The sequence below is a fragment of the Conyzicola sp. genome, from assembly GCF_046714715.1.
Lineage (GTDB): Bacteria > Actinomycetota > Actinomycetes > Actinomycetales > Microbacteriaceae > Conyzicola.
On sequence record NZ_JBKKAD010000126.1, the window covers coordinates 1 to 9,098 of the forward strand.

At 71.0% G+C, this 9,098-nt stretch carries 11 protein-coding genes and 1 pseudogene; 7 read left to right on the forward strand and 5 right to left on the reverse strand.

Features of this window, described 5'->3' with window-relative positions; all coding sequences use genetic code 11:
* Positions 1-340, reverse strand: a pseudogene (locus ACLQ6X_RS09470) (A/G-specific adenine glycosylase); the annotation flags it as partial.
* A 33-nt stretch (positions 341-373) separates the two neighbouring features.
* Here ACLQ6X_RS09470 and ACLQ6X_RS09475 point away from each other — a divergent pair.
* Positions 374-1,048 (forward strand): uridine kinase, encoded by a 675-nt coding sequence (locus ACLQ6X_RS09475; protein WP_411699921.1) that lies wholly within the window; start codon positions 374-376, stop codon positions 1,046-1,048.
* Positions 1,049-1,062: 14 nt separating this feature from the next.
* Here ACLQ6X_RS09475 and ACLQ6X_RS09480 read toward each other — a convergent pair whose 3' ends face one another.
* Positions 1,063-2,073, reverse strand: a complete 1,011-nt coding sequence (locus ACLQ6X_RS09480; protein WP_411699922.1) for a ketopantoate reductase family protein — start codon at positions 2,071-2,073, stop codon at positions 1,063-1,065.
* Positions 2,074-2,174: 101 nt separating this feature from the next.
* Here ACLQ6X_RS09480 and truB point away from each other — a divergent pair, with 101 nt between their 5' ends.
* From truB to ACLQ6X_RS09500, 4 genes are read left to right on the forward strand one after another with little or no spacing between them, the layout of a single operon-like run.
* On the forward strand, positions 2,175-3,083 hold the full coding sequence (truB, locus tag ACLQ6X_RS09485) for a tRNA pseudouridine(55) synthase TruB (RefSeq protein WP_411699923.1): 909 nt from the start codon (positions 2,175-2,177) through the stop codon (positions 3,081-3,083).
* A gap of 22 nt (positions 3,084-3,105) precedes the next feature.
* Positions 3,106-3,474, forward strand: coding sequence for a hypothetical protein (locus ACLQ6X_RS09490; RefSeq protein WP_411699924.1), 369 nt, complete (start codon positions 3,106-3,108; stop codon positions 3,472-3,474).
* A 10-nt stretch (positions 3,475-3,484) separates the two neighbouring features.
* Complete coding sequence (locus ACLQ6X_RS09495) at positions 3,485-3,931, forward strand: hypothetical protein (protein ID WP_411699925.1); 447 nt, start codon at positions 3,485-3,487, stop codon at positions 3,929-3,931.
* Between the two features lie 2 nt (positions 3,932-3,933).
* Positions 3,934-4,914, forward strand: coding sequence for a bifunctional riboflavin kinase/FAD synthetase (locus ACLQ6X_RS09500; RefSeq protein WP_411699926.1), 981 nt, complete (start codon positions 3,934-3,936; stop codon positions 4,912-4,914).
* A 14-nt stretch (positions 4,915-4,928) separates the two neighbouring features.
* On the opposite strand, the gene ACLQ6X_RS09505 is transcribed toward ACLQ6X_RS09500, so the two are convergent.
* Together ACLQ6X_RS09505 and ACLQ6X_RS09510 are read right to left on the reverse strand one after the other, a co-directional pair.
* Positions 4,929-5,204 (reverse strand): hypothetical protein, encoded by a 276-nt coding sequence (locus ACLQ6X_RS09505; RefSeq protein ID WP_411699927.1) that lies wholly within the window; start codon positions 5,202-5,204, stop codon positions 4,929-4,931.
* Complete coding sequence (locus ACLQ6X_RS09510; protein ID WP_411699928.1) at positions 5,197-5,799, reverse strand: hypothetical protein; 603 nt, start codon at positions 5,797-5,799, stop codon at positions 5,197-5,199. The genes ACLQ6X_RS09505 and ACLQ6X_RS09510 overlap by 8 nt, the downstream gene beginning before the upstream one ends.
* Positions 5,800-5,865: 66 nt before the next feature.
* Here ACLQ6X_RS09510 and ACLQ6X_RS09515 point away from each other — a divergent pair, with 66 nt between their 5' ends.
* Positions 5,866-7,098, forward strand: coding sequence for a CynX/NimT family MFS transporter (locus ACLQ6X_RS09515; protein ID WP_411699929.1), 1,233 nt, complete (start codon positions 5,866-5,868; stop codon positions 7,096-7,098).
* 10 nt (positions 7,099-7,108) lie between these two features.
* On the opposite strand, the gene ACLQ6X_RS09520 is transcribed toward ACLQ6X_RS09515, so the two are convergent.
* Complete coding sequence (locus tag ACLQ6X_RS09520) at positions 7,109-8,071, reverse strand: ROK family protein (RefSeq protein WP_411699930.1); 963 nt, start codon at positions 8,069-8,071, stop codon at positions 7,109-7,111.
* 65 nt (positions 8,072-8,136) lie between these two features.
* Here ACLQ6X_RS09520 and ACLQ6X_RS09525 point away from each other — a divergent pair.
* Positions 8,137-9,098, forward strand: a 962-nt coding sequence (locus tag ACLQ6X_RS09525) for an NAD(P)H-binding protein (RefSeq protein WP_411699931.1), incomplete at its 3' end; no start/stop codon positions are given.

Here is a 9,098-nt window from a genome sequence, read left to right on the forward strand (position 1 = left end):
TGCCGGGCAGCGCCAGGAGCGAGGGCACGTCTTCGGGCACGATGCCGCCGTGACGTTCGGTGATGGCGACGGCGGCGGCGTGCAGATTCAGCGCGCGCCGCGGGTAGCCGAGGCTCGCCCACGCGCGAACGGCGTCGCCGGGGGACGCCGCCGCCAGGTCGGCCGGGGTGGGCCAGCGGTCGAGCCACTGCTCGAGGCGCGGAATGACCCGCACGACGGGCGTCTGCTGCAGCATGAATTCGCTGACGAGCGTGCCCCACGCGGTGAAGCCGGCACGGCGCCACGGCAGGTCGCGGCCGTTGACTGCGAACCAGTCGCTGACGGCCGGTGCGATGCTCACACCCCCAGCCTAAGCGCGGCGTAGGCTGACGATATGACGCCCTGGCAGCCCGAGAAGAAAGACGTGCTCTCGGCTCTCGCCGACGACATCCTGCACAACTACGGCAAGGGGCGCACCGTCGTCGCGATCGACGGTGTCGACGTCTCCGGTACGGGGGACTTCGGCGACGATCTCGCCGCGTCGATGCGCCTGAAGGGTCACGCCGTGTTCTGCGCGTCGATCGAGGGGTTCCACCGCCCGCGCGTCGAGCGCTACGCCCGTGGCCGAGACTCGCCCGAGGGCTTCTACCGCGACTCCTACGACTACCTGACCTTCCAGCGCACGCTGATCCAGCCGTTCCGCATGGGCGGCAGCACCGGATTCGTGGCGGCCGCCTTCGATGTCGCGCGCGACGCCGGCGTCGAGCCGGTCTGGCTCACCGGCCCCGCCGACGCGCTGCTGATCGTCGACGGCAGCTTCCTCAACCGCCCCGAGCTGCGCGGGTTGTGGAACTACTCGATCTGGCTCGAGGTGTCGGAGGACGAGGCCGCCCTGCGGCGGGCCGAGCGTGACAGCGCGTCGCCGAACCCGCGGCCGCAACGTCACCTTCGCTACAGCGGCGCGCAGGCCCTCTACGCCGCGGAGTCGAAGCCCCGCACGACCGCGACGGCCATCGTCGACAACACCGACGCCGACCACCCCCGCCGCCGCTTCGCGGACAGCTGCTAGCTGCTAGCTGCTCGCTAGGCCGCGGTATCGCTCTCGGTAGCGGTCGCCACGCGGGCGATGACGACCTCGGGAACGACGAAAGCCCTGCTCGATTCCACCTCGTGCACCAGCCGCACGATGAGCGCGTTGATCGGTGTGGGCACACCGAGCCGTTCGCCCGCCGCCACGACGGCGCCGTTCAGGTAGTCGATCTCGGTGGGCTGGTCGCGGCGGATGCTCTGCAGCGTCGAGCCGGGGTTCGGCGTGGTTCCCATCCGCCGACGCAGCACGCGCGGCAGGGCCTCCGCCGCCCACAGGGGCGCCCGCGCGAACGCGGCGAGGATTGGCGCGCTGAGCCCGCCGAGGGGCACGAAACGCACACCGTCCGCCCGTGCGACGCTCACGGCCTCGCGCATGCTGCGGGTGAGCACGCGGCGCAGCCCGCGGTGCGCGATAACGTCTTGCACGCTGAGTCCGGTCACGGCGGGCAGCGCGTTCAGCTGGTTGAAGACGAGCTTGGTCCACTGCGCGGAGGCGAAGTCGTCGACGCGCTTGACCGGCATAACGGCGCCGAGTACGCGCACGACGAGTGCCGTCGCCTCGGCGTCGTCGCCGCCGACGAAGGTCGGGCTGGCGGTGGTGACGGCGATCCTGCCGGGGGAGTGGTAGCTGGCTGCGAACATCGCGAGCGCCCCGACGACGGGGTTGTCGCCGACCGCGGAACGCGCGGCTTCCACCCCGCCGAGGCCGTTCTGCACGGTGACGACGGGTGCGCCGCCGATGGCCGCCAGGTTGTCGGAAAGTGCCGCCGCGGCATCCTGAGCCTTGGTCGCGACGAACACGAGCTCGGCGCCGGGCGCGAGTCTCTCGGCGGCCGTCACCCGCACGTCGTGGCTGCCCCACTGCCCGCGCAGCTTGATGCCGTCGCGCCGGATGGCCTCGAGATGCGCGCCCCTGGCCGTGACGGCGACGTCGTGGCCGCCCGCGGCGAGCAGCGCCGCGATGGCGCCACCCACGGCGCCGGCTCCGATCACCGCAATTCGCATGGGGAAAGACTATGCGCTCCCGGATGTGCGTCCGCTCCGGCTAGCGCTATTAGCCGTTGATAGAATGGGCGGATGAGCGGCGCAACAGACGGAGACGATCGATGAAGCCGCCGACCAACCCGGCCAGCGGCATCCTGCTCGTCGACAAGCCGCAGGGCATCACGAGCCACGACGTCGTCGCCCGCACCCGCAAGCTCGCCGGCACCCGCAAGATCGGCCACGCGGGCACCCTCGATCCGATGGCGACCGGCCTCCTCGTGCTGGGCATGAACAGCTCGACGCGGCTGCTGACCTTCGTCGTGGGGCTCGGCAAGGAATATCTCGCGACGATCCGCCTCGGCCAGTCGAGCGATACGGATGACGCGGAGGGCACCCTCGGCGACGCGGCCGACGTCTCGGCGATCACCCACGACCAGATCGCCGCCGGTATCGCGCGGCTGACGGGGGAGATCTCCCAGGTGCCGAGCAGCTTCAGCGCGATCAAGGTGGACGGCAAGCGCGCCTATGCCCTGGCCCGCGCCGGCGAGGATGTCGAGCTGAAGTCGCGCACCGTCACCATCTCGGCCTTCGACGTTCTCGAGACCCGCCGGTCCGCCGCGTTCCTCGACCTCGACGTGCGCGTCGAATGCTCGAGCGGCACCTACATCCGAGCGCTCGCCCGGGATCTCGGCGACGCGCTCGGCGTCGGCGGTCACCTCACGGCCCTGCGCCGCACGAGGGTGGGGCCGTTCGACGTCGCCGAGGCGTCCACCCTCGAGACCCTGGTCGTGAACGACCGGCTGCTCAGCCCGGCCGCCGTCGCCGGCTCGCTCTTCCCGTCGCACCGCCTCGAGGAACAGGACGTGATCGACCTCGTGCACGGCAAACGCCTCACGGTGCCCGCTCTCGAGGGCACAACCGGTCCGATCGCGGGGCTCGGCCCCGACGGCCGGCTGGTCGGGCTGCTCGAGGCGAACGGCGCCACCGTGCGGGCCATCGTGAACTTCCCGACCGACGAGGTGCTGGCGTGACAGAGATGACAGGTGACCAGAAGTGATCGAGTGGTTCACCTACGCGCAGATCGCCGTCGCGCTGGTCGCGGGGCTGCTGGCGCTCGCGCTCGGCCTCGCAGGCCGGCCCCCGGCCGACCTGACCATGGGCGCCACCGCCCTCGTCGGCCTGCTGCTGATCGTGCAGGTCGTGATCTCCCTGCTCGCGCCCGCCTTCGGCAACACCGCGAGCGGCAGCACTCTCGAGTTCTGGGTCTACCTCGTAACGGCCGCGCTCATCCCGCCGCTCGCCATCGTCTGGGGCCTCGTCGACCGCACGCGCTGGAGCACCGCCGTACTCGGTGTCGCCTGTCTCGCGGTCGCGGTGATGGTCTACCGCATGTATCAAATCTGGTTCGTTCAGGTCGCGTAATCTAGGAACAATGACCACCACGACTCCCTCACGTTCGGCCGGTATCGGGCGCGTGCTCATCGCCGTCTACGCGCTGCTCGCCCTCGCGGCGACCGGTCGATCCGTCTTCCAGCTGCTCGACGACTTCGACAAGGCTCCCGTCGCCTACTCGCTCTCGGCACTGGCCGCGGTGGTCTACATCGTCGCCACGATCGCGCTCATCGCTCCGGGCGCCGGCTGGTACCGCGTGGCCTGGATCACCATCTCGTTCGAACTGCTCGGGGTGCTCGTGGTGGGGCTGCTCAGCATCTTCGATCCCGTGCTCTTCCCGGCGAAGACCGTCTGGTCGGGCTTCGGTGCGGGGTACGGCTACGTGCCGCTCGTGCTGCCGATGCTCGGGATGCTCTGGCTCTACCGCCGCCGCCCGCGCGCCGTCGTCGCCGACGATGCCGCCCTCGCGAGAAGCACCGGGGTCTAGGCGTGCAGTTCTTCCAGTCGCTCGGCGAGATTCCCGCCGGGTTCGGTCCGAGCGCGGTCGCGATCGGCAAGTTCGACGGGGTGCACGCCGGCCACCGGCGGGTCATCGCCGAGCTGCGCGACGTCGCCGCGCGCGACGCGCTGCAGGCGACCATCGTGACGTTCGACCGGCACCCGGTGGCCCTGCTGCGGCCGGAGTCCTGCCCGCCGCCCCTCGTCAGCAACGCGCAGAAGGTCGAGTTGCTCGCCGAGGCGGGGGTGGATGCCACGGTGATGCTGGCCTTCGACCGCGCCTTCAGCGAGCAGTCGCCGCTCGAGTTCGTGGAGCGCATCCTCGTCGACGCACTCCGGGCGAAGGTCGTGATGGTGGGGGCCGACTTCCGCTTCGGCAACCGCGGCAGCGGCACCGTCGACACCCTGCGCGAGTTCGGCCAGCGCTTCGGCTTCGCCGTGCAGGTGATCGACGACGTCGTCGAGCCCGAGTCGGACTCGCGGGTGTCGCGTCGCGCGTCGTCCACGTGGATCCGCGAGCTGCTGGCCGCCGGCCGCGTGGCCGAGGCCGCGGTCGTGCTCGGACACGAGCCGACGGTGCGCGGCGAGGTGGTCATGGGTGCGCAGCGCGGTCGTGCGCTCGGCTTCCCGACGGCCAACCTGTCGCCGCGCAGCGAGGGGTTCATCCCGGGCGACGGCGTCTACGCTGCGTGGTTCACCGCCGACGGCGTACGGTACGGCGCCGCCGTCTCCATCGGCAACAACCCCACCTTCGACGGGGTGCCCGAGAAGCAGGTCGAGGCGCACGTGCTCGACGAGACCATCGACCTCTACGGCAAGGTCGTCGAGGTGGCGTTCGTCAAGTACATCCGCGGCCAGGTGAAGTACTCCACCATCGAGGCGCTCATCGAACAGATCGCCGACGACGAACTGAAGGTGCGCGTCATCCTCGGCTACCCCGAGAAGGGCGCGGGCCAGAGCGCGACTGCCTAGGGTTTGATCAGCGCCTAGGTCTTGATCAACCGGGCGAGCGGCACCCGCACGCCGTGCTGGATCTTCTCCACGACATCGGCCGGAATGCTGCCCACGATCGGCAACTCCAGCTCTTTCGCCCACGAGCCGATCTTCTCGACGATCTCGTCGGCGGGCAGGTCGCGCAGAAACGGTTGGATCTGCGCCCACATCGGCTCGAGTGCCTTGATGTCGAAGTGCTTGCCGCCGAAGAGGTTGCCCACCACTCCCTCGAGACCCCCGATGTCGAATCCGCCTGATTTTTCAGCCACGGTCTCCTCCTTTTTCTCCATCGTAGGACGCGGGTAGACCCGTGCGGCCGTAGAGGAACAGCACGATGGTCGCGCCCGCCGCCGTGCTCTCGGGACCGCGACCGACCGACCAGTCGCCGTCTCCCGCAACCAGGGTCAGGTCGCGCAGCACCGCCCGGATCGGCAATGGCGCGTTCAGGGCCCGGGCGACGGCCACGGCGCCCAGCGAAACGGGGTCGATGTCGATCGCCGTGTGCGTCGCTTCGGCGATGTCGAGCGCCGTGATCACCGCGGCGGCGAGGTCGCCGAGGGGGCGCCGCCGCGGATAGTCAGCCGTCAGCGAGCGGAGGACGCCCGGCAGGTCGTCGGACATCGCGCGGGGCGAGCGGCGGCTGATGGCCGCGGCGGCGCGCTGCCGACGGGTCGACCGCAGGCGCCAGACAAGCCGCGCGAGGTCGTCCTGCACCGCCGCCCTGGCGTCGGGGGCGAGACCGTCGACGAGGCCGGCCAGGCTAGTGAGCACGGCGGCGGTACGGTCGCTCCAGTCGCCCGTGACCCCGCTCTCGTCTCGGCGGGGACGCTGGCTCAGCGGCAGGTACCTCGATACATCGCTCATCGGCACCCACTGTACTGCGGCGCACCCCGCGCCGGCTCGCGGCCGTCAGCGCCGTAAACTGGTCGGATGCCTTCGCCCGCCCGTCTCCCGCTGTGGGCGGGCCGCTCTCTCGCCCTCGTCGGCATCCTCCTCGTCGCCCTGAGCCTGCGCTCCGCGGTCGCGGCGATCTCGCCGATCGTCGACGAGATCGGCGTCGACATCCCGCTCTCGAGCGTGGCCATCGGCCTCATCGGCATGCTGCCGCCGATCTTCTTCGCGGTCTCCGGGTTCATCGGTCCCTTTGTCTCGCGCCGCCTCGGCCTCGAGGGCGCGATCGTGGTCGCCATCGGGCTCATGGTCGTGGGACACATTGCGCGGGCCGCATCCGGAACCTTCGCGATGCTCCTGATCGGCAGCGCCGTCGCCCTTCTCGGCATCGGCGTCTGCAACGTGCTGCTGCCGCCCGTCGTCAAGCGCTATTTCCCCGACCGTGTCGGCTTCATCACGTCTACCTATGCCACCCTCATGGCGGTCAGCACCGCGCTGCCGTCGGTGCTCGCCGTGCCCGTGAGCGAGGCGCTGGGGTGGCGCTTCTCGCTCGCGATCTGGGCCGCCGTGGCAGCCACCGCCCTCGTGCCGTGGATCATGCTGCTGGTGCGTCACCGCCGCGACCGCGCCGCGGCGCTGCTCGACGAGACGACGGAGCCGGAGATTCCGGATGCGGCCCTCGAAGGCCGGCTCTGGAGATCGCCCGTCGCGGTGGCGATCGCGATCACGTTCTCGGTCTCGACGGTCAGCGCCTACTCGATGTTCGCCTGGCTGCCCCAGATCCTCGTCGACCTCGTGGGCGTCAGCCCCGCCGCGAGCGGCAACCTGCTCGCCGTCTACGCCATCGCGGGGCTCCCGGCCTCGATCGTCGCCCCCATCCTCGTGAGCCGCCTGCGCAGCCCGGCCTGGCTCATCGTGCTCGGCGTGTTCTTCTTCGTCGCCGGCTACCTCGGCCTGCTCCTCGTGCCCGGCACCCTCACGGTGTTGTGGGTGCTGCTCGCCGGAGCCGGGCCGATCCTGTTCCCGATCTGCCTCGTGCTCATCAACAAGCGCACCCGCACGCACACGGGCGCGGTGGCGCTCAGCGGGTTCGTGCAGGGCATCGGCTACACGATCGGCGCGTTCGGGCCGCTGCTCGTCGGTGTGCTGCACGACGCGACCGGCGGCTGGGCCGTGCCGCTGACGTTCCTGCTCGTGCTCTCGCTCGTCGGCGTCGTCGGTGCCGTCGTGCTGTCACGGCCCGGCATGGTCGAGGACCAGCTGGCGCGCTGAACCGATTCGGCTACGCGATCATCTCGGCGCGGTGCACGAGCGCGGCCGATCCGATGAGCGGGCCGGCGTCGGAGAGCGCCGAGGGCACCACCTTCACCTTGGTCACGAAGCCGAAGGCCACGCGCTTGGCGATGGCTTCGCGGATGAACCGGAAGAGGTCGGGCGTCACGCGCGAGAACCCGCCGCCGATGGCCACGATGTCGAGATCGTCGAGCGCGGCGGCCGAGGCGATGGCCTGCCCGATGGCGCGGCCGGAGCGTTCGACGGCCGCCCGGGCGATCGGGTCGCCGGCGGCGTAGGCGGCGGCGAGGTCTTCGCCGGTCGCGCCCGTGAAACCCTGCCGGTTGGCCCACGCGACGGTCTTCGGCCCGGAGGCGATCGCCTCGACGCAGCCGATGCCGCCGCAGAGGCACGAGTCGTCGAACCCGCCGACCTCGACGTGGCCGATGTGGCCCGCGTTGCCGGTGGGGCCGGCGATCGCCGAGCCCTCGAGGATGAGGCCGCCGCCGATACCGGTGGAGACGATCATGCCCATCACGTTGTCGTAGCCCACGGCGGCGCCGACCCAGTGCTCGGCGAGGGTGATGCACTCCCCGTCCATGCGCATCGTCACCGGCACGTCGGGCACGGAGTCGACGACGAGCTGGCGCAGCGGGAAGTCGCGCCAGACGCCCAGGTTGAGCGGAGAGACGAGCCCCTGCGCCACGGTGATGGGGCCGGCCGAGCCGACGCCGACGCCGAGCAGGTCGCTACCGGGCGCCCGCGTCGCGAGGGCGTCGGTGAGAACGGAACGCACGGCGGCGGCGAGTTCGTCGGAGGTGGAGCCGGCGCCGGTGGGGCGTCGGAAGCGGCTGCCGGCCACGACCGTGCCGGACGAATCGACGAGCGCGGCCTCGGCCTTCGTGCCGCCGATGTCGATCGCGAGGGCGAGGTTCTTGGTGGTGGTTTCGCCGGTCGCGGTCGTCGTCGTCATGATGCACATTCTATCGACGGGCGCGAGGGCGAAAATCTCCGGGGGAGCCCGCGTAGCGTGGCGGAATGGCAACTCGAGTATTGGTGACCGGGGCAAGCGGCTACGTGGGCGGTCGGCTCGTGCCGCGCCTGCTCGACGCGGGGTACGAGGTGCGGGTGGCGGTGCGCAACCCGCAGCGCCTCCGCGACTACCCGTGGGCCGACAGGGTCGAGATCGTCAAGGCCGACCTGACCGTCGCGAGCGAGGTGGCCGACGCGGCGGCGGGCATCGACGTGCTCTACTACCTCGTGCACGCGATGGGCGCGGGCGGCGACTTCGAGAAGAGCGAGTCGCTCGCGGCGACGACGGTGGCGACCGCCGCGAAGACCGCGGGCGTCTCCCGCATCGTCTACCTCGGCGGCCTGCACCCCGACGGCCCGCTCAGCCCGCACCTGCGCTCGCGCGCCGAGGTCGGTCGCATCCTCATCGATTCCGGCGTGCCCACCGCGGCGCTGCAGGCGGGCACGGTGATCGGTTCGGGCTCGGCGTCGTTCGAGATGATCCGCCACCTCACCGAGGTGCTGCCCTACATGCCTGCGCCGAAGTGGGTGCGCAACTTCATCCAGCCGATCGCCGTGCGCGACGTGCTGCACTACCTCGTCGCCGCGGCCGAGCTGCCGCCCGAGGTCAACCGCACCTTCGACATCGGCGGTCCCGACGTTCTGCGCTACGGCCAGATGATGAACGGCTACGCCCTCGAAGCGGGCCTCAAGCAGCGCCCGATCGCCTCGCTGCCGGTGTTCACGCCGTGGCTGGCCTCGCAGTGGGTCAACCTGGTGACGCCGATCCCGCGCGCACTGGCGGTACCGATCATCGCGTCCCTGCAGTACGACTGCGTCGTGCGCGAGAACGACATCGACGACTTCATCCCGCAGCCGGAGGGCGGCCTCACCGGCTACCGCCGGTCGGTCAGTCTCGCGCTCGGCCGGGAACGCGCCGGCGAGGTGGAGACGAGCTGGCAGGACTCGTCGGTCTTCGGCGCGCCGAG

Bases quoted from the DNA above. Each gene is read 5' to 3' on its own strand.
- ACLQ6X_RS09475 (WP_411699921.1), top strand. From the start codon at position 374: ATGACGCCCTGGCAGCCCGAGAAGAAAGACGTGCTCTCGGCTCTCGCC.
- ACLQ6X_RS09480 (WP_411699922.1), bottom strand. From the start codon at position 2,073: ATGCGAATTGCGGTGATCGGAGCCGGCGCCGTGGGTGGCGCCATCGCG.
- truB (WP_411699923.1), top strand. From the start codon at position 2,175: ATGAAGCCGCCGACCAACCCGGCCAGCGGCATCCTGCTCGTCGACAAG.
- ACLQ6X_RS09495 (WP_411699925.1), top strand. From the start codon at position 3,485: ATGACCACCACGACTCCCTCACGTTCGGCCGGTATCGGGCGCGTGCTC.
- ACLQ6X_RS09510 (WP_411699928.1), bottom strand. From the start codon at position 5,799: ATGAGCGATGTATCGAGGTACCTGCCGCTGAGCCAGCGTCCCCGCCGA.
- ACLQ6X_RS09515 (WP_411699929.1), top strand. From the start codon at position 5,866: ATGCCTTCGCCCGCCCGTCTCCCGCTGTGGGCGGGCCGCTCTCTCGCC.
- ACLQ6X_RS09520 (WP_411699930.1), bottom strand. From the start codon at position 8,071: ATGACGACGACGACCGCGACCGGCGAAACCACCACCAAGAACCTCGCC.